Origin of the sequence: Neoroseomonas rubea (assembly GCF_016106015.1) — a bacterium.
In the GTDB taxonomy this organism is placed as follows: domain Bacteria; phylum Pseudomonadota; class Alphaproteobacteria; order Acetobacterales; family Acetobacteraceae; genus Neoroseomonas; species Neoroseomonas rubea.
This window is the reverse complement of sequence record NZ_JACADQ010000012.1, coordinates 15,339-38,847: the sequence shown is the minus strand read 5'-3', so window position 1 is coordinate 38,847 and position 23,509 is coordinate 15,339. Positions and strand designations below refer to the sequence as shown.

Here is a 23,509-nt window from a genome sequence, read left to right as displayed (position 1 = left end):
CGCCAGCGGCCAACAGCCGCGACCGGACCTGCTCGCGCGGGGCGCGGCCTGGCGTGCGCGGCTGTTGGCCGCAGGCGTGCCCGTGCTGCCGGGCGCGAGGGTCGTCGCCGCGGAGGGCGACGATGTCCTGACGCGCGTGCGCATCGCGACGCAGGGCGCTGAACGCGTGGTCCAGGCGGATGCGCTGTGCGTCGGCCATGGGCTTGTCCCCGCCACCGAGGCGACACGCCTGTTCCGCGCCAGCCACGCGCACAGGCCCGAGGCCGGTGGCTGGGTGCCCGTGCTCGATGGAGGGCAGCGGACCACCGTTCGCTTCCTCTACGCCGCCGGCGACGGTGCCGGCGTGCGTGGTGCCGCGGCTGCGCCGGCATCGGGTCGTATTGCCGCGCTCTCCGCGCTGACCGATCTTGGTATCGGAGATGGCCATGGGAAACGGCGCGCGGAGCAGGCGGCCGCGCTGGCCCGCGCCGCGCGTGCCGGCGGCGCCATGGCGCGCATGATGGCGCTGCGCCCGGACATGGTCGCGGCCGTGCCGCGAGACACCATCGTCTGCCGTTGCGAAGGCGTCACGCGCGCTGGCATCGAGCAGGCGGCGGCCGATGGCGCGGCGACGCTCAACCAACTCAAGCATCACACGCGCTGCGGCATGGGCCCGTGCCAGGGTCGGATGTGCGGGGAGGCTGCGGCCGCGCTGCTCGCCGGCGCGCGCGGCGTGCCGGTAGCGGAGGTCGGCTTCGCAACCGGGCGCATGCCATTGCGTCCCGTGCCGATGGACGCGATCCTCGGTCGCTTCGACTATGCGGACATCCCGGTGCCCGCGCCCGCGCCGATATGAGCGCGCCCTTCGACTGCGCCGTCGTCGGCGCCGGGGTGATGGGCTGCTCGACCGCGTTGTTCCTGGCGCGTGGAGGCATGCGGGTCGCGCTGATCGATCGCGGCGAGATCTGCCGGGAGGCGTCCGGCGTCAATGCCGGCACGCTGACCATGCAGATGACGCGTGCGGCACTGATCCCCTACGCGCTGCGCGCGCACGAAATGTGGCTCACCATGCCCGATTGGTGCGCTGGCGGCAGCGTTCTCGCGACCGCGTGCCCGGGGCTCTCCGTCGCGTTCACCGATGGCGAGGTGGCGATGCTGGAGGAGCGCGCGCGCATCCGTCGCGCCGCCGGCGCGCCGATCGAATTGATCGACGGGCGGGCAGCGCAATCGATCGAGCCGGGGCTCGCGGATGGCGTCAGGCTCGCCGGGCATTGCCCGATCGACGGCTTCGCCTCGGCCTACCTGACCGGTCGCGCCTTCCGCCATGCGCTGCTGGAGGCAGGTGTCGCCGTGATGGAACGCACGCCCGTGCGGGGCGTAGAGGGGCGCTTCACGCTCGACACGGCGGCGGGGCCGGTCGCGGCGCGGCGCATCGTGCTGGCGGGTGGCGTGTGGCTCGAGGACATGGCGGCCTGGCTCGGCGTCACGCTGCCGATCAAGGTGCTGATCAACCAGCTGGTTGTGACGGAACGCCTGAAGCCGGTGATGCGCACCGTGCTCGGCGTCGCCTCGGGGCTGCTCAGCCTCAAGCAGTATGCGAACGGCACGGTGCTGATCGGCGGCGGCTGGCAGGGCATCGGCGACCGGACGCGCGGCGGCGTCGCCGTGCGACCGGAGAATTTCCTCGGCAATGTGCGCCTTGCCGCGCACACCGTGCCGGCGCTGCGGGAGGCGCGACTGGTGCGGTCGTGGCTGGGGCTCGAGGCCGAGACGGCCGATGCGCTGCCCGCCATCGGCCCCATCCCCGGCGTCGAGGATGCCTGGATCATCGGCAGCGTCCATTCCGGATACACGAGCGGCCCGTTCATGGGACGCATCCTCGCGCAGGCCGTGCTTGGCGAAGCGCCTGAGCTGCCGCTTTTCCCCATCGACCGACTGCTGCATGAACGGAGCAACGCCGCATGAGCGAGACACGCTTCCACGGCATCTACCCTTCCACGGTCCTGCCCATGCGTGCCGATTTCTCGCCTGACTGGAAGGCATATGAGGCGCATACCGCGCATTGCGTGCTGCGGCCCGGGATCCGCGGCGTGCTGATCAACGGCCATGCCGGCGAGAACTACGTCATCAGCCGCGCCGAGAAGCGCCGCGCGGTCGAGGTAACGCGCGCGACGGTCGATGCGTCGCGCCTCGTCGTCGCCGGCGTCAACGCGGAATTCAGCCTGGAGGCTGCGGAGGAAGCGCGGGAGGCGCGTGCGGCGGGCGCCGACGCAGTCATGGTTTTCCTGCCGAATGCCTTCGCGCTTGCGCACACCACGGCCATGGCGGTGCTGCATCACCGGACCATCACCGCCGCCGTGCCCGGCCTGCCGATATTTCTCTTTCAGGCGCATCACGCCGCCGGGCGCATGGGCTTCACGCCCGAGACGATGGCCGCGCTGCTTGAGATCCCGGAAGTCGTCGGGATCAAGGAAGGCGGGTGGGAGGTCGACGGCTATGACGCGCTGCGCCGGCAGGTCAAGGCGCTGCGCCCGGATGTCGCTGTCTGCGCGAGCGGCGACGAACATCTGCTCGCCTGCATGGTCCATGGCAGCGATGGCAGCCTGGTCTCGCTCGCGGATATCCTGCCGGACGAGATCGTCGCACTCGACGCCGCGGTGCGCGCAAATGACCTGCCCGCGGCCCGCGCGCTGCATGAAAGACTGGAGCCGCTGGCTGAGGCGATCTACGGCGCGCCGCCGGGTGGGCGTGCGACAGCTCGTCTGAAATGGTGCCTGCGCGAGATGGGCGTGATCCCAACCGCCACCGTGCGCCCGCCGCAGCCGCCCGTGGATGATGCGGATGCGGCGGCGCTGCGCACGGCGCTCAAGGCGTCGGGATTGTGATCGTAGGGCGGCTGGTGAGCCGCCGCTCCGCAACCCGTGCGAGGGACGCAAGCGCCCAGGAGACGCAGAAGTAGAGCAGCAGCGCGGTGCCGTAGGTGATCATGGCGCTGAAGCCCCGCTGCGTGAGCATCTTCGCCGCGAAGGTGATCTCGATGAAGCCGATCTGTGAGACGAGCGACGTCTCCTTCACCATGCTCAGCACATGGACAATCGAGGGCGGCAGGATCACGCGCCATGACTGAGGCAGCACGACCCGGCGCAACGCGGTGAGCGCGGGGATGTTCATGGTCAGCGCCGCCTCCCACTGCTGCGCGCGGACGCTCTCGTAACCGGCACGGATGTTCTCGGCGGCGAGCGCGCTCATGCGGATCGCGACCGCGGCGATGGCCGTCGCCCAGAGCGGCGCCTCGAGCCGCAGTGCCTGGCCCAAGAAGAAGACCAGCAGCAGCAGCACCAGGAAGGGAATGCGCCGGAAGGCCTCCACCCAGAGGATCGCTAGCGTGCGCACCGTCGCGAGCGGCATGACCTGCGGCAGGCGCAGCGTCGCCAGCAGGAAGCCAAGGGCATAGCCGATGCCGCAGCCCGCCACCGAGGCGATCAGCGTGTTCAGCACGGCCTGGCCGAGAAACAGCATGTTCCACCAAGTGAAGAAGCGCGGCGCCTCGCTTGCCAGGATCTGCCAGGCTGACATCGGCTAGAACACCCGTGCCTTCACGCGGAACAGCCACCGCCCGACCAGCCAGAGCAGCAGCGAGGCGATGATCGTCAGCAGGATGTAGATGGCGGCCGTGATCGAGAAGATCTCGACGGAACGGAAGGAGATGGCGTTCGCGTTCAACGCGCGGCCGGTCAGCTCCTCTACCCCGAAGATCGCGGCCATCGAGGTGCCGAGCGTCATGATGATGTAGTGGTTGGACAGCGCCGGATACAACGCACGCATCACATGCGGCGCGATCACGTACCAGACAGTCTGCACCCGAGAGAAGCCGAGCGTCTCCGCCGCGTCCAGCTCTGCCCGAGGCACGGATTCGAAGCCGGCGCGCTCGATCTCGGTCAAATAGGCGCCAGCGTTTAGCGTCATGCCGATCAGCACTGCCGCGATGGGGGAGAGGATCACGCCGAATTCCGGCAGGGCGAAGAACAGGAAGAAGATCTGCACCAGCTGTGGCGTATAGGTGAAGAAGCGCACATAGATCAGGACAGGCAGCCGCGCCCAGCGCGACCCCTGCGTCATCACGGCGGCGCCAGCGAGACCGATGAGCAGGCCGCCGGCGAAGGCGATCGCCGCGATCCAGAGCGCCATCGCGGCACCCGCCAGGAAGTCGGGCAGGTAGTGCAGGACCTGCCCGTACTGCAGCGTCATGTCAGAACATCGGATTGAAGGGGATGCGCGTGGTCATCGGCACACCGAACCACTTCTCCCAGGTCTGGTTCACGAAGTTGGAGCGGTGCAGTTCGAACAGCACCACGTTCAGCGCGTCGCGGAGGGAGTGGTTGCCCTTCTGCACGCCGATGCCGACCCAGAAGCTCGCCAGCACCTCGTCCAGGATCTTCCATGGCACGCCCTGGAAGTTGCGCATCGGGATGACGACCGATTCCGCCACATCCACCATTGCATCTGCGCGGCCCTGCGCCAGCGCGCGGAAGCAGTCGGGATAGTTGTCGAGCAGCGTGACCTGCGCCTGCGCCGCGTTCGCCTGGATCCAGGGCACGCCCACGGTCCCGCGGACCTGCACCATGCGCACCTGGCGGTTGTTCAGGTCCGCGGGCGCGTTGATCGGCACGGCGGTGCCGGTCGACTTGGTGAGCACGACCATGGACTGGGTGTGCAGCGGCTGGGTGTAGTCGATGACCAGCGCGCGCTCGATCGTGCGGGTGATGGCGCCGAGCACGATGTCGATGCGGCCGGACTGGAGGAAGGGAATGCGATCCGGGCTGCCGACCTGTACGATCTCGAGCTCGATGTTCATCCGCCGCGCGATCTCGCGCGCGATGTCGGCGTCGAACCCATCGATTTGGTTGCGCTCGTTGAATGTGCCGAAGGGCGGCAGCGTCGGGTTGATGCCGGCACGGAGGCGGCGGGTCGACAGAACCTGGTCGAGTGGCCGCGCCGCGGCGGGCAGGGCTGCACTCGCGGCTAGCGCCGTCGGCAGGGCCAAGAGGGTACGGCGGTTCGTGGGGCGCATGATCGTCTCCGTCTTCGGTGCCTCGGCGCCGAGGCTATGGGCGCCCCCGCCCTACCGCAAGGTGCCTCCGCGGCCTGGCCATCAGGTGGCGTAGTCCGGTTCCTCCCGATCCAGCACCCGACGCCAGGCGTCGAGGTGCAGCCGCGCATCGAGCTTCTCGCCCCAGGCGCCGCTGTGATGCCGCCGCAGGCCTTCGGGCAGGCGGTGCAGCGGCAGGCCGGTCTGCATCGCAGTCATCTGGTACATGGTGGTGCGCTCGGCCATGTAGGTCTCGTCGAAGGCATCGTGCACCGTGGGGCCCACGACCGTCACGCCATGGCCGCGCATGACCATGATCGTCTTGTCCCCCATCAGCCGCGCGATGCGGTCTCCTTCCTCGTTCGTGTGCACGGGCTGGTCGCCTTCGGCATCGTAGACGGCGCGGTCGTTCAAGAGCAGGTTGTTGTGGTGGGAGAGGGCGAACTCGGCCCCCTGCACCATCGACAGCGCCGTCAGCCAGCGTGGATGCACATGCACGACGCAGGCCGCCTTGGGGTTCGCCATGTGGATGCGGCAATGGATGTGGAAGGCGACCTTGCGCAGCTCGCCCGTGCCGCGAAGCACGCGTCCATCGAGATCGCACACGATGAGGTCGGACGCACGAAGCTCCTGGAAGAGGTAGCCGCGCGGGTTGATCAGGAAGCGCGGCTCGGCCTCATCCGGCAGCATCAGCGAATTGTGGTTGCCGATATGCTCGTTCCAGCCGAGCCGTGCGCCGATGCGGAAGACCGCCGCCATGTCGCGCCGCAATTCCCATTCGCGCTCCTCGGCGCGCGTGCTTGTCAGGCTCTGGATCACCTGGGCCATGGGTATTCTCCTTTTGCCGCCATGAAGGCTGGCATGGGCGGCGCCGCGCCGCCACCCGCGCGATTGACGGCGCTGAAAGCCGGGTCGAGCATTCCCGCATGCGAGGGGGGGCTGTGGCCATGAGCGACAAGGTGCTGCCGATCACCGGCTATCTCGACCGGTTCTCCCACCGGCCCGGCGAGATGTTCGAGGCGCGGGTCAGCCTGCGGGAGGCAGGCCCGGCCCGTGCGCGGCTGGTCCGCGTGATCTCCGGCGATCCGAACCCGCAGGGTCCCGGCCTGCGCTTCGAGGACCTGTCGCACCGCTTCGACCATAACTTTACGGGCCGCTCCCAGCCGATCCGCCGCGGGTCCTACGCGTTGATCTCCCGGCCGCCGCGGCGCAGCGCGGGGGCCTGCACCTGGACTGCACTGCTGCGCCTTGCCGCGGCGCCGCGCGCACCGGGGGCGCTGGTCAGTGAGGAGCAGCCGGGCCTTGCCGTGACGATTTTGGTCGGCGCCGACGGCGCAAGTGCCGAGATCGCCTGCGGCGACCAGGTACACCGCATTGCGACCGGTGCGCGCTGGCCGCTGCGCCGCTGGATGCGCGTCTGGCTAAGCGCGGATCCGGCCACGGGGCGCATCGTCCTTGGCCAGAGGGCAATCGACGGCGGCCGCGCCGCCGTGGCGACCGAGCTGGTGCAGGGCCTCAGCCTGCCGGACGGCGCCGGACGCGTGTTGATCGCGGCGCGCGACGCAGCCTCGCCGCGGGACCACGTGACCGGCAAGGTCGAGGATCCCGCCATCCTGGCAGGCTTCCACGAGGCATGGCCGCAGCCCGACGCACAGCTCTCGCCCTCCACGCCCGGGCTGCTCGCCGGCTGGGACTTTTCCCGCGACATCCCGACGCAGCGCGTCCTCGACATCGGCCCACACGCCTGCGACGGCGTGCTGCTCAACGTGCCGACGCGCGCCATGGTGGGTGCCCGCTGGTCGGGGCGCGAGATGTGCTGGCGCTACGCGCCGCGCGACTATGGCGCCATCCAGTTCAACGCGGACGATCTCGGCGATTGCGGCTGGGGGACGGACTTCTCCTTCACGGTGCCGGAGGACCTTCGCAGCGGCGCCTACGCCTTCCATATCACCTGCGCGAATGGTGAGGACTGGCTGCCCTTCTATGTTCTGCCGCCCCGCGGAACGGCGACCGCCCCTGTCGCCTTCCTCGCCTCCACCTTCACCTACCAAGCCTATGCGAACCATGCGCGCGGCAATGCCGATGCGGCGTACAAGGCGCGCGTCGTGTCCTGGGCGGCCTATCCGCACAACCCGGACGACTATCCCATCTATGGGCGGTCCACCTACAACCGGCACCCGGACAACAGCGGCATCGCCTTTTCCTCTCGCCTCAGGCCCATCCTGACCATGCGGCCAGGGTTCCTGACCTTCAACGACCAGCGGGGATCGGGACTGCGGCATTATCCTGCCGATACGCACATCCTCGCGTGGCTGGAAGCACGGGGAATCCCCTTCGACGTCATCACCGACGAGGACCTGCATGAGGAAGGCCAGGCCCTGCTGACGAACTACCGCGTGGTGCTAACCGGCTCCCATCCCGAATACCACACCCTCGCGACGCTCGACGCGCTCGCCGCCTATACGCGCGGGCGCGGGAGGCTGATGTATCTCGGCGGCAATGGCTTCTACTGGCGCATTGCGGTGGCGCAGACATTGCCAGGCATGCTGGAACTGCGCCGGGCCGAGGGTGGCATCCGGGCCTGGGCAGCTGAGCCGGGTGAATACTACCACCAGACGGATGGCGCCTATGGCGGCCTCTGGCGACGCAACGGCCGTCCACCGCAGATGTTGGCCGGCGTCGGCTTTTCCGGGCAGGGGCTGTTCGAAGGCACGCATTACCGCCTCCTGCCCGCCGCCCGCGACCCGAGGCACGCCTGGATCTTCGAGGGGGTGCAGGGCGAGACCTTCGGTGGCTACGGGCTGTCCGGCGGCGGCGCGGCGGGCTTCGAACTCGATCGCGCCGATGTCGCGCTCGGCACGCCCGAGGACACGGCGATCCTCGCGCGCTCGGAAGATCCGCCGGCCTCCTTCGTCACCGTGCCCGAGGAGCTGCTCTCCCACGTCAACACCGTCACGGGCGAGAAGGCGGATGCGCTGAAGCGCGCTGAGATTGTCTACTTTGACACGCCCGGCGGCGGCGCCGTCTTCGCGACCGGGTCGATCACATGGTGCGGCAGCCTCTGGCAGGACGGTGCCTTCCAGGGGCCCGTCAGCCGCATCATGGAGAATGTGCTGCGCCGCTTCGCCGGCACCTGACGCGGAGTGTTGACGGACCGCCCGCCGCGGCGGACAGTTTCATCGAGACTGAGGCCACGCATCCCCGGGGGACAGAGCCCATGAAGCGAGCAAGCCTTGCGTCCACTCTCGCCATGGCGGCCTTCGCGCTGCCGGCGGCGGCCGCGCCCTTTACCTGCCCCTCGCGCGGTGGCGACATCGTCTTCGGGCAGGAAGCGAACGTGAATTCGCTGGACCAGCATACCTCGAGCACAATCTCGACCCGCAACATCGCGATGAACATGTATGAGTCGCTGATGACGCGGGACGAGAACAACCGTCCCATCCTCGAACTCGCCGAGAGCATGGAGGAAGCCCCGGACGGCTTGCGCTACACCTTCCGACTGCGGCGCGGCATCACCTTCCACAACGGCAAGCCGATGACCTCGGCTGATGTCGCCGCTTCCTTCAACCGCTACAACCGCGTCGGGTTGCAGCGCAGCACGCTCGACAATGTCGCGGGCTGGGACACGCCGGACCCGCACACCTTCGTCATCCGGATGAAGCAGGTGCAGCCGACCTTCATCGAGGCACTTTCGTCCTTCTCCGTGCCGATCGTGGTCATTCCGTCCGAGCACGAGAATGACGAGCGGCAGCAGCTTCGCGCTGTCGGCACCGGGCCGTTCCGCCTGCTGGAATTCGTCCCCGGCAGCCATGCTCGGCTCGGCCGCTTCGACGGCTACCAGCCGAACACGGCCTTCGAACAACGCACGGGCTTCGGCGGCTACCGCGTCGCCTGCGTCGACACCGTCACCTTCCGCATCGTAACGGAGGCCTCGGCGCGCGTGGCCGGGCTTGAGACCGGCGCGCTGCAGGCGGTGGAGGACGTGCCGACCCGCTCGCTCGAGACGCTCCGGCGCAACAGCGCGATCACCATCCTGCCGCTGCAGAACTGGTGGATCCAGATCGCGCTGCCCAACACCTCCATCCCGCCCACGAACAACCTTGCGTTCCGGCGCGCCGTGCAGGCCGCGTTGGGGATGGAGGACATCATGGACGCGGCGACGGACGGCAACTTCCGCCTGAATGTCGGATTCCAGTATCCCAACCAGCCTTCCTACACGGATGCGGGGAAGGAGACGTACAACATCAACGATCAGGCGCGCGCCCGCGCGCTGCTGCGCGAAAGCGGCTACCGCAACGAGCCGATCGTCATCCTGACCAACCGCGACTATCCGCCGATGTACAATTCGGCGCTGGTCATGCAGCAGCAGCTCCGCGCCGTCGGGATCAACGCGAACCTGCGCGTGGTGGACTGGCCGACCTCGGTGCAGATGTCCCAGCGCTTGAACAGCGACGAATGGCACTTCTTCCATTCAGGCTGGGGTACGCAGCCGGCGCTCGGCGCGCTGGCGACCATGCAGTTCCTGGTCAGCCCGAACGCCGCCTATCGCCCGCGCGACGACCGCGACGATCCTGATGTGCTGGCCGCCTGGAACCGCATGAACAATGAGCGCCGCCCCGAGGATCGCCAGGCCGCCTTCGCGGCCATGCAGCGCCTGGTGCTGGAAAGGGCCTATGCCTATCCGTTCGGCTCGCTAACCAAGGTCCAGGCCGTGCGATCCAACGTGCACGGCTTCGTGCCCTTCCGGATCCCGCGCTTTTCCAACGTCTGGGTCCAGCGATAAGCCCATGGCTGGGGTCGCGTTCCGCCGCCTGCTCAGCGCGATCCCGGTCCTCCTGATCGTCAGCCTGATCTCCTTCGGGCTGATGCGGCTGATCCCGGGCGACCCGGCCGCCGCCATCGCCGGCATCGCAGCGACCCCGGCGCAGATCGAGCAACTGCGCCGCGACCTCGGTCTGGATCAGCCGGTCTGGATGCAGTTGCTGCATTACTACGAAGGGCTGCTGCGGGGTGACCTCGGGCGCTCACTGCTCCTCGGCAAGGGTGTTTTTGCCGCGACGATGGAGCGGCTGCCGGTCACGATTGGACTGTCGCTCTACGCGCTCGTCTTCACACTGCTGATCGGCATCGCGTCCGGCATCGTGGCCGCGCTGCGACAGAACTCCTGGATCGACCAGGCGGCGATGATGTTCGCGATGATCGGCATCAGTGTGCCTAACTTCTTTCTCGGCCTGCTGATGATCATCCTGTTCGCCGTGCATCTCGGCTGGCTGCCTTCGGGTGGTTACGTCCCGTTCAGCGAGGACCCCTTCGGCTGGCTGGCGAGTACGACCATGCCGGCCTTCTCGCTCGCACTGCTGCAGGCAGGGCTGCTCGCGCGCATCACGCGTTCCTCGATGCTGGAAGTGCTTCGGCAGGACTACATCCGGACAGCGCGGGCGAAGGGGCTGCCCGGGCGGCGCGTCATCCTCAAGCATGCACTCGCGAACGCGCTGATCCCGATCGTGACCGTGGTCGGCATCATCGTCTCGCTGCTGCTGTCCGGCGCGGTGGTCACGGAGGCGCTCTTCTCCATCCCCGGCATGGGCCAACTTCTGACCCAGGCGGTGCTGAACCGCGACTATCCGATGGTGCAGGGGGGACTTCTGCTGGTGACGACGTTCCTTGTGCTCGTGAACATCACGGTGGATGTCCTCTACGCCGTGCTCGATCCACGGGTGCGCTATGAGTGATGTCGCCGACGCCGAAGGCATCGCGCTCAAGCGCGAACATCCCGCGCGCGCCACCCTGCGCCGGCTATTCCGCCACCGGCTGTTCGTGACCGGGCTGTTCCTGTTCGCCATCGTCGCGGGCATCGGCATCGCGGCCCCCTGGATCACGACCGTCGATCCGCAGCGTTTGTCCATGCGCAACAAGTTCCTCCCGCCTGGGGAAGCTTGGGTCTTCGGCACCGATAACTTCGGACGTTCGCTCTGGGCACGCGTTGTCTGGGGGGCGCAGCTTTCGATGATCATCGGCGCCTCGGTTGTCGCTCTGAACGCGGTCTTCGGGACGCTGATCGGCGCGGCGGCGGGCTATTTCCGAAAGCTCGACAATGCGCTGATGCGGGTGAACGACGCGCTGATGGCCTTCCCGGCGATCCTGCTCGCCATCGCCGTGACCTCCGTGCTCGGGCCGTCCACGCTCAACGTCATCCTTGCGCTGTCGATCGTCTACATCCCGCGCACAGCGCGCATCGTGCGGTCATCCGTCATCGTGCTGCGGGAGATGGAGTATGTGCAGGCCGCCGTCGCCGCCGGCGCGGGGCATTGGCGCATTCTGCGCCACCACATCCTGCCCAACGCCATGGCACCCATGATCGTGCAGCTATCCTTCCTGTTCGCCTATGCGGTGCTGAGCGAGGCGACGCTCTCGTTCCTCGGCGTCGGCGCGGTGCCGCCCACCCCCACCTGGGGCAACATCATGGCCGAGGGCCGCGACTTCATGCGGGAGGCACCCTGGATCATCACCATCCCCGGCGTTGCACTGATGATCACCGTGATGGGCCTGAACCTGCTTGGTGACGGACTGCGCGACGTGCTCGACCCGCGGCTCAGGATCCAGCAGTGAAGCTGCTGGAGGTCCGCGACCTGACCACCGCCTTCATGACCGGGCGGGGCGAGGTGAACGCGATCGAGGAGGTATCGTTCTCGCTCGAGGAAGGCCAGATCCTCGGCATCGTGGGCGAGTCCGGCTCCGGCAAATCCGTGACCGCGCTGACCGTGATGGGCCTGCTCCCCCGGCCTCCGGCGCGTATCGCGGCCGGCCAGGTGCTGTTCGGCGGACGCGACCTGACGAAGCTGTCGGAACGCGAAATGCAGGCCGTCCGAGGCCCGGGGATCTCGATGATCTTCCAGGAGCCGATGACCTCCCTGAACCCGGTCTTCTCCATCGGCGACCAGATCATGGAGACGATCGCGGCGCATGAACGCCTGCCGCAGGCGGAACTTCGCCGCCGCGCGATCGCCATGCTCGACAAGGTCGGCATCCCCTCCGCCGCGCGGCGTCTGGACGACTATCCCCACCAGATGTCCGGCGGGCAGCGCCAGCGGGTGATGATCGCCATGGCGCTCGCCTGCAATCCGAAGCTGCTGATCGCGGACGAACCAACGACGGCACTGGATGTGACGATCCAGGCGCAGATCCTCGACCTGCTGATGGACCTGCGCGACGAGTTCGGCATGGGCATCGTCATCATCACGCACAACATGGGCGTGATCGCCGAGACGGCGGACCGGGTCATGGTGATGTATGCCGGCCGGGTGATCGAGGAAGCGCCGGTCGCGACCATCTTCGACCGGCCGCTGCATCCCTATACGCGCGGGCTGCTGGAATGCGTGCCCTCGCTCACCGAGGACAGGGCGCGTCTCGTCGCCATCCCCGGCACGCTGCCCGAGCCGGCGCGGCGCCCGCCCGGCTGCCGCTTCGCGCCCCGCTGCCTGCATGCCGAACCAGCCTGCGGCACGGCGATACCGCTGCTCGAGACGCTCGAACCCGCCCACAGCGCCGCCTGCTTCCGTGCGCGGGAGCTTGCCTCGCCATGACGACGCCGCTGGTCAGCGCGACGGGCCTGACGAAAGTCTTCGAGGTCGGCAGCAGCGGCTTGTTCGGCCTGCGCAAGCCGGCCTCGCTGCGCGCGGTCGATGAGGTTTCGCTGACGATCAATGCGGGGGAGACGCTCGGCCTGGTGGGTGAGTCCGGCTGCGGGAAATCCACCCTCGGCCGCCTGCTGCTGCGGCTCATCGAGCCGACGGCGGGCCGCATCGCCTTCGACGGCAGCGACATCACGGGGCTTGGGCGGTCGGCGATGCGTGCCGTCCGGCGGTCCATGCAGATCGTCTTCCAGGACCCCTATGGCGCGCTGAACCCGCGCATGTCGGTCGAGGATATCATCGCCGAGCCTCTTCTCATCCATGGCGCAAAGCCCGGCGCGGAGACGCGCCGCAAGGTGACGGAGATGCTGGGCAAGGTGGGGCTGCCGGCGCGTGCGCTCGACCGCTTCCCACACGAATTCTCGGGCGGGCAACGCCAGCGCATCGGCATAGCCCGCGCGCTCGTGCTCCATCCGCGCCTGATCGTCTGCGATGAGGCCGTGTCGGCGCTCGATGTCTCGGTCCAGGCGCAGATCGTGAACCTGCTGCAGGACCTGCAGCGGGAGATGGGGCTGACCTACCTGTTCATCGCGCACGACCTGTCCGTGGTGCGCCACATCTCCGACCGCGTCGCAGTGATGTACCTGGGCAAGGTGGTGGAGATCGCGGACAAGCGTACCATCTACAGCGCGCCGTTGCATCCCTACACGCGCGCGCTGATCGCCGCGGTTCCGGCGCAGCACCCGGCACAACGTTCGCGCGGCCGGCGTGAACGCATCGCCGGAGACATCCCCTCCGCGCTCAACCCGCCTTCGGGCTGCCGCTTCCACACGCGCTGCCCGCACGTCATGGCGGTCTGCCGCGAGCGCGCCCCCGTCCTGACCGAACCCGCGCCCGGCCACCAGGTGGCCTGCCACTTGATCGAGGCGCCGCAAGCCTGAGGACCGTCATGCCAGAAACCCGCAAATCCCGCCTGGTGCCCGAGGTCGATTTCGACCGGGACGGCAAGCAGGCCGGCTTCATCCGCCTGTTCCACTCCACACACGACAGCGCCTACGGCTTCCTGCCGATCCCGATCGTCGTGGTGAGGAACGGGGAGGGGCCGACTGCGCTCTTTACCTCCGGCAACCATGGCGATGAGTACGAGGGCCAGGTCGCGCTGACCAACCTGATCAAGTGGCTTGAGCCCGGCATGATCAAGGGGCGCGTCATCATGCTGCCGATGGCGAATTATCCCGCCGCCCTGATCGGGCGCCGCGTCTCGCCGATCGACGACCTCAACATGAACCGCATCTTCCCGGGTGATCCAGACGGCACCGTCACGCGGCAGATTGCGCACTACATCGACAGCGAGCTGATCACCCGCGCCGATCTCGTCATCGATCTGCATTCGGGCGGTTCCTCGCTGAACTACATCCCGACCGCACTCGCGAAGCAGTCCGCGGATCCGGCGCTGTATGCGAAGCAACTTGCGGCGCTGCGGGCCTTCGGCGCGCCCTACACCTATATCCAGGGTGGTGCGCAGGGGCAGGGGGGCGACCAGACGCTCGGCAGCGGCGCGGACCGGCGGGGCAGGATTTCGCTCGGCACCGAACTCGGGGGCGCGGGGGCGGTCAATACATCCGGCCTCGCGATCGCCGAGCGGGGCCTGCGCAACCTCCTCGTCCATCTCGGCATCATCGGCGGGGAGCATTGGGTGGAGCCGCCGGTCGAGACCCGGTTCCTCGATGTGCGTGGCCCCGAGATGTATGTCTATGCACCGGAGAATGGCGTGTTCGAGCCGCTCGTCGAACTCGGTGAGGAGGTCGTGCCCGGCACGCCGGCGGCGCGCATCCATGTTCCGGAGACGCCCTGGCTTCCCCCGGTGGAGATCACATTCAAGGCCGCGGGCATCGTGATGTGCAAGCGCATCCCCGCGCGCACGAAGCGCGGCGACTGCCTTTTCCATCTGGCGAGCGACCTCGCGGTTTGACCCCGCGCGCCTGGCTCAGCGCGCGCGGAAGCCCCAGTCGATGCGTTCGCCGGGGCTGACCGGTTCCCCGTTCAGGGCCCGGACGACGGTGCCGATCGTATCGGCCGTCTTCGAAGAGCCGGCCGGCTTGTCGGCCTGCGCGCGCCCCATCATGGCTTCCGCGGCCTTGGCCGCCATGTCGGCATCCCTGCCAAATGCGACGGCGGCAACGGCGACATCCTCGGCCAGCGTGGCAACCGAGCGGGCAACATCCAGCATCATGTCGCGGCGCGCACCCGGGCGCGCCTTGACGATCGAGACGGCCTTGGCCGAGGCGTCCTCGGCCCGCTCCGCAAGCGCCAGTAGTTCCGCCTTGCGCGCATCGCTGGCCTGCTGGGTCGCGGGAATCTCCGCGAGCGTGACCGCCAGCGGACGCAGCCGGGCGCGGACGGTGGCGACATCCAGCGAGTCCACGTCGCGCGCGAGAGTGTCGATGGTCCCGACGTGTTGCAGAAGGGCCTTCGCCACGGCTTTGCCCGTCAGCGCATCCTGGGCCGCCGTGTCAACGGCATGCCGCAGGTCGGCCGAGAAGACCTCCAGCTCGGCAATGAACTCCGCTTCCGCCGTCCCTCCGCCGGCACCATAGGCCAGACGTCGCGCGCTGGCCGCGATCTCCTCCGCCCGCACGGCAAGGCCGCATACGGCGACCGCGGCCTGCTGCTGCTGCGCGAGTCGACGCGCGAGCGCATCCAGCGCCGCGCTCACCTCGGTCAGGAGTTTTCGCCCCCCGGCGTTGGTCATCAGAACCCCGCGGAACGCGGCTCTGGTTTTCGTGTCCGGGCGGGCGACTGCGTCATTCGCAAGCATTAGTGCGAACTATCTTAACCGAACGTAATGGTTCGGCGGGCTGCAGGGAGATGGGCGCCGGGGTTGTGCGACCCGCGGTGCCCCGCGCATCCTTTGGCGCCAGGGGACAAGGCTCCGCAGCACCGCATGCAGGCACGACCAACACGCCAGGCGTGGCTCATCGTGGCCGGCGGGTTCCTCGCCTTCACCGTCAGCGCCAGCCTGATGCATGCCTATACGGTGTTCCTGCTGGCCTTCGTCGAGGAGTTCGGCTGGTCGCGGGCGGAGGCGAGCCTTGCCTATTCCGTCGGCCAGGTGGTGGGCGGCGTGGCTTCGCCGCTCGTTGGCGGTCTCGTGGACCGGATCGGTGAGCGGCGCATGGTGCTCCTTGGCGGCGTCCTCCTGGCCCTGGGGCTGCTCGGCAGCGCGCAGGCGGATGCGCTCTGGCAGGTGGTGCTGCTCTACGGCGTGGTGATGACGCTCGGGGCCTCCTGCATCGGGCTTGTGGTCTTCGTGCCGCTGGTCTCCCGCCTGTTCGTGGCGCAGCGGGGCATGGCGATATCCCTGCTGCAATCGGCCAATGGCTTCGGACGGGCTATCTCCGCGCCACTCGCGCAGTGGCTGGTGGATGGCTCCGGCTGGCGGAACGCCTACCTGCTGCAGGCGGGGCTGATGGGGCTGCTGGTGCTGCCGCTTGCCGCGATGTTCCGCGGCACGGAGCGGCTCGCGCGGGCGACGGCGGCCGGCACCGCGGCGGAAGGGCCGGCCTGGACTCTGGGCCAGGCCATGCGCACGCGGCATTTCTGGCTGCTGTTCCTGGTCTACATGCTGACCAGCATCGGCAGCTTCCTCGTTTCCCTCCACCAGTTGGCCTTTGCGGTGGGGCAGGGGTTCGAGCCGCTCTACGCCGCCTTCGTCCTCGGCATGGGCAGTCTTCTCGCGCTGCCGGGCGTGATCCTCACAGGCACCATCTCCGACCATATCGGGCGGGAACGCGCGGCGATCCTCGCCTATGCCATCTCGATTGTCGGGGTGGCGGCGGCGCTCGGAATCGGCTCGGACGACCAGCATCTCCTGCTCTGGCTGCATGCCTGCTTCTTTGGAATCACATGGGGGGCGCGCGGACCCGCGATTACGGCGAAGACGGCTGACCTGTTCGGCGGCCCCAGGCTCGGGACGATCCTCGGCGTCATCACGATCGGATCGGGGCTCGGGGCCGGGCTCGGCTCCTGGGGCGCGGGGCTGCTGTTCGATCTGACAGGCACATACCGGCCAGCTTTCGTCCTCTCCATCCTCGCCTATGCCGCCGGGGCCCTGGCCTTCTGGGCGCTGCGCCGGCCCGTTGCGCGTTGACCGGGCTCCCCGGGCGGGACAGGCTGCGCGGGTGAAACGCCGCAGCATCCGAAGAGCATGAGCGAGTCCGGCCAGGACGCGCGCCGTCGCCTCTGGCTCGGCATCTTCTTCATGTGCGTGGCGACGACGCTGTTCCCGATCATGAACGGGATCGTCCAGGTCCTCTCGCGGACCTATCCCTCCGAACAGATCATCTGGGCGCGCACCGCGGGGCACCTGGCCATCGTGCTGCTGCTCGTCGTGCCGCGATACGGCATCGGCATCCTGGGAACGCGACGGCGCTTCGCGCAGGTGTCGCGCTCGCTGCTGCTGCTCGGCTCCACCACCTTATTCTTCTTCGCCGTGAAGGACGTGCCGCTCGCCAAGGCGGCCTCGATCTCCTTCATGACGCCGTTCTTCGTCACGCTGCTCGCGCTACCGATGCTGGGGGAGAAGATCGACCCGCGCCGGCTTGCGGCGGTTATCGTCGGCTTCATCGGCGTGCTGGTGGTGATCCGCCCGGGCAGTGAGGTGTTCCAGGCTGCCTCGCTGCTGATCGTCGGCTCGGCCTTCTGCTACGCGGTCTACCAGATCTTCACGCGGCAGGTCGCGGGCGTCGACCGGCCCGAGACCTCGGTGATGTATTCCGCGCTGATCGGCACCGTCGTCATGTCCTTCGTGGTACCCTTCGTCTGGGTGACGCCGGACTCCTCCGCGGACGTGTTGCTGATGCTGGCGCTCGGCGGCCTGGGCGCCGGCGGGCATTGGTGCGTGGCGAAGGCCATGACCTACGGCCAGGCGAATGTCATCTCGCCGTTCCAGTACTGGCAGATGATCGGGTCGGTCGCCGTGGGCTACATCATCACGGGGCTTTTCCCGGATGCCTTCACCTGGCTCGGCGCTGGCATCATCATCGCCGCAGGCATCACGATCGCGGTGACGGAGTCCCGCCGCCGCTGACCCCGCCACGGAGACCGCCATGCATATCGACTACTACGCCTCGCTGAACTCCCCCTGGACGCATCTGGGCGCGGCGCGGATCGAGGCGATGGCCGAGCGGCACGGCGCGACGCTGCGCATCTACCCGGTCGATTTCGGAACGATCTTCGCGGGATCGGGTGGCCTGCCGCTGCCGAAGCGCTCGCCGCAGCGGCAGGCCTATCGGCTACAGGAACTGGCGCGCTGGCGCGACCATCTCGGCATTCCCATCACCATCCAGCCGCGGCACTTCCCGCACAACGAACTGCCCGGCTGCGCCGCCGTCATTGCGGTACGGGAGACGATCGGAGACGCGCCGGCGATCCGCCTGGCCCACCGCATTCTCAAGGCGCTGTGGGAGGAGGAGGCGAACCCGGCCGACCCCGACACCCAAGCGGCGCTGCTCGCCGAGTGCGGGCTGGATGCAGCCCAGGTGACGTCGCTGGCCGCTGACCCGCGCTGGCTGGAACGCCGCATGGCCGATACCGAAGCCGCGCTTGCCCGGGGCGTCTTCGGCGCACCCGCCTACGTGATTGGTGAGGACATCTTCTGGGGCCAGGACCGCCTCGACTTCGTGGAACGGCGACTGGCGCGGGGCTGACCGGCCGGCGCATCATGCGCCGGGCAGTTCGGGACATGGGCATGGACGGCACGATCAGCGGCAGCTCCCTTCGTCGCGTCGAGGATGCGCGCTTCCTGACGGGGCGCGGACACTATGTGGCGGACCTGCCGGCGCGCGGCGCGCTGCACGCGGTGACGGTGCGGTCCCCGCATGCGCATGCGCAGCTGCGTCGGATTGACACATCCGCCGCCCTTGCCATGCCGGGGGTTCGCCTGGTCCTGACGGCGGCGGAGCTCGCCGCCGACGGCGTCGGCCCGCTGCCCTGCACCAGCGTGCTCGCGGCGGTGAAGCCGCTCATCGTTCCGCGCCGTCCGGTGCTTGCGGAAGGTCGCGTGCGTCATGTCGGCCAGCCCGTCGCCTTCGTGGTGGCCGAGTCCGAGATGGCCGCGCGCGACGCGGCCGAGGCGATCGAGGTCGAGTACGACGCCCTGCCGCCCGTCATCGACGCCGCCGCTGCGCTGGCCGATGGCGCGCCCGCGATCTGGCCGGAAGCGCCCGGCAACGAGGCCTTCCGCTTCGAGAAGGGCGACCGCGCCGCGACGGATGCCGCGTTCGCCGCGGCCGCGCGGATCGTCTCGCTCGACCTGTTCAACAACCGCGTACATGCCCTGCCGCTGGAACCCCGCGCCTGCCTCGCGCGCTTCGCCAATGGGCGTTTCGACCTGGTCTTCACCGGCATGGGCGTGCATGGCGTTCGCCGGCAGCTCGCGACAGTGCTTGGCTTGCCGGAAGCGGACTTCCATCTGTCCTGCCCGGATGTCGGCGGCGGCTTCGGGCTGAAGAACCTGCTGTTTCCGGAATATGTCGCGGCGCTGATCGCCGCGCGCCGCCTCGGCGCGCCCGTACGATGGGTGGCGGAGCCGGGCGAGGAATTCTCCGGCGCCGTGCATGGGCGGGATTTGCGCGCGCGCGCGCGGCTCGCGCTCGATGCCCATGGCCGCTTCCTCGGCCTCGATGTCGAGACGGTCGCGGACATGGGCGCCTATCTCTCGGCCGTCGGCCCGCACTGCCCGACCAACGCCTTCTCCACCGCGATGGGCGGCGTCTATGCCATTCCGGCGATGCACCTGACGGTGCGCGGCGCCTTCACCACCACGCCACCGATCGATGCCTATCGTGGCGCCGGCAAGCCGGAGGCAAACTACATCATCGAGCGGCTGGTCGATGCCGCGGCGCGCGAGACCGGGGCCGACCCCGCGACGCTGCGCGCGCTGAACATGCTGCCCGACGCGGCACGCGTGACGGCAATGGGCATGAAGGTGGATGGCGGGCGGTTCGCGGCCAATCTCGATGTGCTGGCGCGCGCGTCGGATGCAGCGGGCTTCCCGCCGCGTCGCGCGGCGGCAGCGGCGCGGGGCGCGTTGCTCGGCCGCGGCATCGCCTGCTTCCTGGAGACCGCGCGCGGCGCGCCGGGCGAATGGGCGAGCGCGGAGATCCTGCCCGACGGCAGCGCCGTGATCGCGACCGGCACGCATTCGAACGGGCAGGGGCATGAGACGTCCTTCCCGCAGGTCGCCGCCGATCGGCTTGGCTTGCCGGTCGAGCGCATCCGCTACGCGCAGGCGGATACGGACCTGCTGCCGAACGGCAACGGCCATGGCGGTGCGCGGTCGCTGCACATGGGCGGGCAGGCATTGGTGCTGGCGATCGAGGCGCTGCTCGACAAGACACGGTCGCTGGCGGCCCATCTGCTGCAGGCCGACCCCGCGCTGCTCGATTTCGCCGAAGGCCGCTTCACGGTGAGGGACAGCGACCGCTTCATCTCGCTGCCCGCGCTCGCCGCCGCCGCGGCCGATCCCACCAACCTGCCGGAAGGCATGGCCCCCGGCCTTGCCGCCGGCGCGCATAACGGATCGGATCTCGTCACCTTCCCCAATGGCTGCCACGCGGCCGAGGTCGAGATCGACCGCGAGACCGGCGCGGCGCGCCTCACGCGCTATGTCGCGGTGGACGATTACGGGCGGCTCGTGAACCCGATGCTGACGCGCGGCCAGGTGCAGGGTGGCGTGGCGCAGGGCATCGGCCAGGCCCTTCTCGAGAACGTCGCCTTCGACGCGGAGTCCGGCCAGCCGCTGAGCGGGTCGCTGATGGACTACGCCCTGCCGCGGGCGGACGACCTGCCGGACCTGGACGTGCTGCTCGAAGGTACGCCGACGGCGTCGAACGCGCTCGGCGTGAAGGGCGTGGGTCAGGCCGGGGCCATCGCCGCGCCGCAGGTGGTGATGAACGCGGTGGCCGATGCGCTGGCGCAATTCGGCGCACGGGCGCCGGACATGCCAGCGACGGGGGAGAAGATCTGGCGCGCGATCAACTCTGCGCGCTGATCGCGTATGCCGCGGCGGCGCGACCCGCGGCGCGCCCGGTCGCGAAGCAGGCCTGTAGCAGGTAGCCGCCGGTCGGCGCCTCCCAGTCCAGCATCTCCCCGCAGGCGAAGACGCCGGGATGGCGACGTAGCATCAGCGCCTCGTCCAGTTCCGCCCACGCCAGGCCACCGGCGGAGGAGATGGCGCGCGCGATGGGGAAGGGGGCCGTCAGCCGCAGCGGCAGGGCCTTGACCAGCGTCGCCAGATCATCCGCCGCAGCACCTGCATGCAGCGATTCCTGCACCAGTGCGACGGCGGCGGGCGAGAGCCCCGCAGCGCGGCGCAGGTGATTGGACAGGGTGACGCCACGTGCCCGGGGCGCGAGCCGGCGCGAGAGTTCGGCAAGCGGGATATCCGGGCGCAGGTCGATGCGAAGCACCGCCGCACCGTCGCGCGCGATCGCCTCGCGCAGCGGGGCCGCGAGCGCGTAGATGGCGCCGCCCTCGATCCCTTGCTCGGTCAGCACGGCCTCTCCGCGCACCGTGCGCTCCTCGAACGCCAGCGCGATGCGCTTCAGCGGCGTGCCGGCGAAGCGCGCCCGCAGATGCCCGCTCCAGTCGACGACGAAGCCCATATTCGCGGGGCGCAGCGGCGCGACGTCACAATCCGGCAGCAGCGCCGGCCAGGCGCCGTCCGAGCCGAGCCTTGGCCAGGACGCGCCGCCGAGCGCGAGGACGGTCGCATCGCTGCGCAAGACTGCCTCGCCTTCCGGTGTCGCGAGGCGCAGCCCGCCATCCGCGCCGAAGCCGAGCCAGCGGTGACGCGCCTTCAGCGTCACGCCGAGCAACGTGAGCCGCGCAAGCCAGGCCCGCAGCAAGGGGGACGCCTTCATCGCTCGTGGGAAGATGCGCCCCGAACTGCCGACGAAGGTCGGCTCGCCGAGCGCCTCGCACCAGGCGACGAGCGCCGCCGGCGGGAAGGCGCGGATGAAGGGCGCGAGGCGCGCGCGCGCCGGCCCGTAATGGTCGAGGAACCTCTCGATCGGCTCAGAATGCGTCAGGTTCAACCCGCCGCGCCCTGCGATGAGCAGCTTCCGCGCCGGGGAGGACATGTGATCCACCACAGTGACCGACGCCCCGGCCTCCGCGGCCGCTTCCGCGGCCATCAGCCCGGCCGGGCCTGCGCCGATGACGAGGATGGAGGTCAGGCGGCGCTCCGCTCGAGCAACTCGATCGAGACACCCTCCGGCGCGCGCAGGAAGGCGATGCGCACGCCCGGGCGGATCGTCGTCGGCTCCATGGTGAAGGCCACCCCCTTGCCCTTCAGCTCTGATACGACGCCGTCGATGTCCTTCACCGCGAGGCCGATATGCTCCAGGCCGCGATAGGGCGCGAAGGGCGCCTCGCCGGTCATAGGCTCGGTGATGGGCGAGACGAAGATCGCCTGGCCGCCGAGCGTGAAGTCGATCCGCTGCTGGCTGCGCCGGAGCTCGACGCCGAAGACGCGTTCGTAGAACGCGGCGGTCGCTTCCGGGTCCGGGCTGCGCAGGTGGATGTGGTCGAAGGTGAAGGTGGCCATGGCTCGCTCCCGTCAGATGGCGCCGGAGGCGCGCAATGCGCCGCGGGTGGGTTCGTCGTAGCCAAGTTCGGCCAGCACGGCATCGGTGTCGGCGCCGAGCACGCGCGGCGGCGCATCCACCCGCGGCCCGCCGTGCTCGAACAGGAAGGGTGCGACGGGCACGGCGAAGCGGCCGGGGACGCCGGGCGCGTCCTGGAAGGGCTGCAGCAGGCCGCGCGTCGTGACCTGCGGATCGGCTAGCGCCTCGACCATGTCGCGGACGCGTGCCGCCGGGATGTGGCGCGGCTGGAGGAAGTCCTCCCACTGCTGCGCCGTCCGCGTCACCATGATGGCGGCGAGCGCGACGCGCTCGGCCTCGCGCTGCGCGACGCGCTCCTCGTTCGTGCGCTTGGCCATCTCAGGCCGACCGAGCGCGTCCCACAACCGCTTCTGCTGCCGGATGTTGGAGGCGCCGAGCATGATCAGCCCCTCCTTCGCCGCGTAGCAGGAATTCGTCGCAAACTCATGGTCGTTGCCGCGAGGCTTCGCCGCGCGCCCGGTGCGCGACTGCGCCGTCATGTGCGCGGCCATCATCACCAGCGCGACGTCCAGCATGGCGAGGTCGATGCGCTGGCCCCGCCCGGTGCGTTCGCGCTGGAACAGCGCCGAGGCGAGGGCGAAGGCGCCCATCGTGCCGGTGGCGTAGTCGATCGCCGGTGCACCGAGCTTGATCGGGTTCGCCTCCGGCGTGCCGGTGCAGGCCATCATGCCGGAGGTCGCCTGGATGACGTGGTCATAGGCGGTCTGCGGTCCTCGCGGCCCCTGCTGGCCGAAGGCGGAGATCGAGCAATAGATCAGCCGCGGATTGAGCGCGGAGAGCGCCTCGTAGCCGAGGCCGAGCGCCTCGAAGGCGCCGGGGCGGAAATTCTCCACCAGCACGTCGGCGCGCGCGACGAGGCGGCGGAAAACCTCGCGCGCGGATTCCTGTTTCAGGTCAAGCGTGACGCAGCGCTTGTTCGCGTTCTGCGTCAGGTATTGGGTGCCCATGCCGGCGCGGTTGAGGTCCCAGTCCGGGCCGTTGCCGCGGCTCTGGTCCGGGTCGTCCGGATGCTCGACCTTGATCACCTCCGCCCCCATCAGCCCGAGTTGGTAGGCCGCGAAGGGGCCGGCGAGGACATGCGTGGCATCGACGATTCGGATGCCTTCGAAGGGGCGGGTCAT

The 23,509-nt window shown here is 69.2% G+C and carries 22 protein-coding genes; 14 read left to right on the top strand and 8 right to left on the bottom strand.

What is annotated here, in order from left to right; translation table 11 throughout:
- The 3 genes from HW577_RS03105 to HW577_RS03095 all read left to right on the top strand — a co-directional run.
- Positions 1-835, top strand: an 835-nt coding sequence (locus tag HW577_RS03105) for a (2Fe-2S)-binding protein (RefSeq protein WP_198374597.1), incomplete at its 5' end; no start/stop codon positions are given.
- The gene (locus HW577_RS03100) at positions 832-1,944 is read left to right on the top strand and encodes an NAD(P)/FAD-dependent oxidoreductase (RefSeq protein ID WP_198374596.1); all 1,113 of its coding nucleotides are present in this window, start codon (positions 832-834) and stop codon (positions 1,942-1,944) included. The genes HW577_RS03105 and HW577_RS03100, both read left to right, overlap by 4 nt.
- Complete coding sequence (locus HW577_RS03095) at positions 1,941-2,864, top strand: dihydrodipicolinate synthase family protein (RefSeq protein WP_198374595.1); 924 nt, start codon at positions 1,941-1,943, stop codon at positions 2,862-2,864. The genes HW577_RS03100 and HW577_RS03095 overlap by 4 nt, the downstream gene beginning before the upstream one ends.
- Here HW577_RS03095 and HW577_RS03090 read toward each other — a convergent pair.
- From HW577_RS03090 to HW577_RS03075, 4 genes are all read right to left on the bottom strand, one after another.
- Positions 2,845-3,555, bottom strand: coding sequence for an ABC transporter permease subunit (locus HW577_RS03090; protein ID WP_198374594.1), 711 nt, complete (start codon positions 3,553-3,555; stop codon positions 2,845-2,847). The two genes, HW577_RS03095 and HW577_RS03090, sit on opposite strands and share 20 nt — an antisense overlap.
- A gap of 3 nt (positions 3,556-3,558) precedes the next feature.
- Positions 3,559-4,227, bottom strand: a complete 669-nt coding sequence (locus tag HW577_RS03085) for an amino acid ABC transporter permease (protein WP_198374593.1) — start codon at positions 4,225-4,227, stop codon at positions 3,559-3,561.
- A gap of 1 nt (position 4,228) precedes the next feature.
- The gene (locus tag HW577_RS03080; RefSeq protein ID WP_198374592.1) at positions 4,229-5,050 is read right to left on the bottom strand and encodes a transporter substrate-binding domain-containing protein; all 822 of its coding nucleotides are present in this window, start codon (positions 5,048-5,050) and stop codon (positions 4,229-4,231) included.
- Between the two features lie 81 nt (positions 5,051-5,131).
- The gene (locus tag HW577_RS03075) at positions 5,132-5,896 is read right to left on the bottom strand and encodes a class II aldolase/adducin family protein (protein ID WP_198374591.1); all 765 of its coding nucleotides are present in this window, start codon (positions 5,894-5,896) and stop codon (positions 5,132-5,134) included.
- 119 nt (positions 5,897-6,015) lie between these two features.
- On the opposite strand from HW577_RS03075, the gene HW577_RS03070 reads away from it, so the two are divergent.
- The 7 genes from HW577_RS03070 (at position 6,016) to HW577_RS03040 (ending at position 14,671) form a co-directional block, all read left to right on the top strand.
- Positions 6,016-8,205, top strand: a complete 2,190-nt coding sequence (locus HW577_RS03070; protein WP_198374590.1) for a N,N-dimethylformamidase beta subunit family domain-containing protein — start codon at positions 6,016-6,018, stop codon at positions 8,203-8,205.
- Between the two features lie 80 nt (positions 8,206-8,285).
- The gene (locus HW577_RS03065; RefSeq protein ID WP_198374589.1) at positions 8,286-9,851 is read left to right on the top strand and encodes an ABC transporter substrate-binding protein; all 1,566 of its coding nucleotides are present in this window, start codon (positions 8,286-8,288) and stop codon (positions 9,849-9,851) included.
- Positions 9,852-9,855: 4 nt separating this feature from the next.
- Positions 9,856-10,800, top strand: coding sequence for an ABC transporter permease (locus HW577_RS03060; protein WP_198374588.1), 945 nt, complete (start codon positions 9,856-9,858; stop codon positions 10,798-10,800).
- Complete coding sequence (locus HW577_RS03055; protein ID WP_198374587.1) at positions 10,793-11,677, top strand: ABC transporter permease; 885 nt, start codon at positions 10,793-10,795, stop codon at positions 11,675-11,677. Before HW577_RS03060 ends, HW577_RS03055 begins: the two co-directional genes overlap by 8 nt.
- Complete coding sequence (locus HW577_RS03050) at positions 11,674-12,651, top strand: ABC transporter ATP-binding protein (protein WP_332837375.1); 978 nt, start codon at positions 11,674-11,676, stop codon at positions 12,649-12,651. Before HW577_RS03055 ends, HW577_RS03050 begins: the two co-directional genes overlap by 4 nt.
- The gene (locus HW577_RS03045; protein WP_198374586.1) at positions 12,648-13,640 is read left to right on the top strand and encodes an ABC transporter ATP-binding protein; all 993 of its coding nucleotides are present in this window, start codon (positions 12,648-12,650) and stop codon (positions 13,638-13,640) included. Before HW577_RS03050 ends, HW577_RS03045 begins: the two co-directional genes overlap by 4 nt.
- 8 nt (positions 13,641-13,648) lie before the next feature.
- Positions 13,649-14,671 (top strand): succinylglutamate desuccinylase/aspartoacylase family protein, encoded by a 1,023-nt coding sequence (locus tag HW577_RS03040; RefSeq protein ID WP_198374585.1) that lies wholly within the window; start codon positions 13,649-13,651, stop codon positions 14,669-14,671.
- Positions 14,672-14,686: 15 nt separating this feature from the next.
- On the opposite strand, the gene HW577_RS03035 is transcribed toward HW577_RS03040, so the two are convergent.
- Positions 14,687-15,451: a hypothetical protein gene (locus tag HW577_RS03035; RefSeq protein WP_198374584.1), complete on the bottom strand. Its 765-nt coding sequence runs from the start codon at positions 15,449-15,451 to the stop codon at positions 14,687-14,689.
- 192 nt (positions 15,452-15,643) lie between these two features.
- Here HW577_RS03035 and HW577_RS03030 point away from each other — a divergent pair, with 192 nt between their 5' ends.
- From HW577_RS03030 to HW577_RS03015, 4 genes are read left to right on the top strand one after another with little or no spacing between them, the layout of a single operon-like run.
- Positions 15,644-16,849 carry an MFS transporter gene (locus HW577_RS03030; RefSeq protein WP_198374583.1) on the top strand — a complete coding sequence of 402 codons (1,206 nt, stop codon included), beginning with the start codon at positions 15,644-15,646 and terminating at the stop codon, positions 16,847-16,849.
- Positions 16,850-16,906: 57 nt separating this feature from the next.
- Entirely contained in the window at positions 16,907-17,788 is an 882-nt protein-coding gene (locus HW577_RS03025; RefSeq protein WP_198374582.1) for a DMT family transporter, read from the top strand.
- A 19-nt stretch (positions 17,789-17,807) separates the two neighbouring features.
- Positions 17,808-18,407, top strand: coding sequence for a 2-hydroxychromene-2-carboxylate isomerase (locus HW577_RS03020; protein ID WP_198374581.1), 600 nt, complete (start codon positions 17,808-17,810; stop codon positions 18,405-18,407).
- Between the two features lie 41 nt (positions 18,408-18,448).
- Positions 18,449-20,752 carry a xanthine dehydrogenase family protein molybdopterin-binding subunit gene (locus HW577_RS03015; RefSeq protein WP_198374580.1) on the top strand — a complete coding sequence of 768 codons (2,304 nt, stop codon included), beginning with the start codon at positions 18,449-18,451 and terminating at the stop codon, positions 20,750-20,752.
- Here the strand turns inward: HW577_RS03015 and HW577_RS03010 are convergent.
- Genes HW577_RS03010 through HW577_RS03000 form a run of 3 tightly spaced genes read right to left on the bottom strand, consistent with a single transcriptional unit; the run spans position 20,736 to position 23,509 of the window.
- Positions 20,736-21,938 carry a TIGR03862 family flavoprotein gene (locus HW577_RS03010; protein ID WP_269769495.1) on the bottom strand — a complete coding sequence of 401 codons (1,203 nt, stop codon included), beginning with the start codon at positions 21,936-21,938 and terminating at the stop codon, positions 20,736-20,738. The two genes, HW577_RS03015 and HW577_RS03010, sit on opposite strands and share 17 nt — an antisense overlap.
- Entirely contained in the window at positions 21,935-22,309 is a 375-nt protein-coding gene (locus HW577_RS03005; protein WP_198374578.1) for a VOC family protein, read from the bottom strand. Before HW577_RS03005 ends, HW577_RS03010 begins: the two co-directional genes overlap by 4 nt.
- A 12-nt stretch (positions 22,310-22,321) precedes the next feature.
- Complete coding sequence (locus tag HW577_RS03000; RefSeq protein WP_198374577.1) at positions 22,322-23,509, bottom strand: CaiB/BaiF CoA transferase family protein; 1,188 nt, start codon at positions 23,507-23,509, stop codon at positions 22,322-22,324.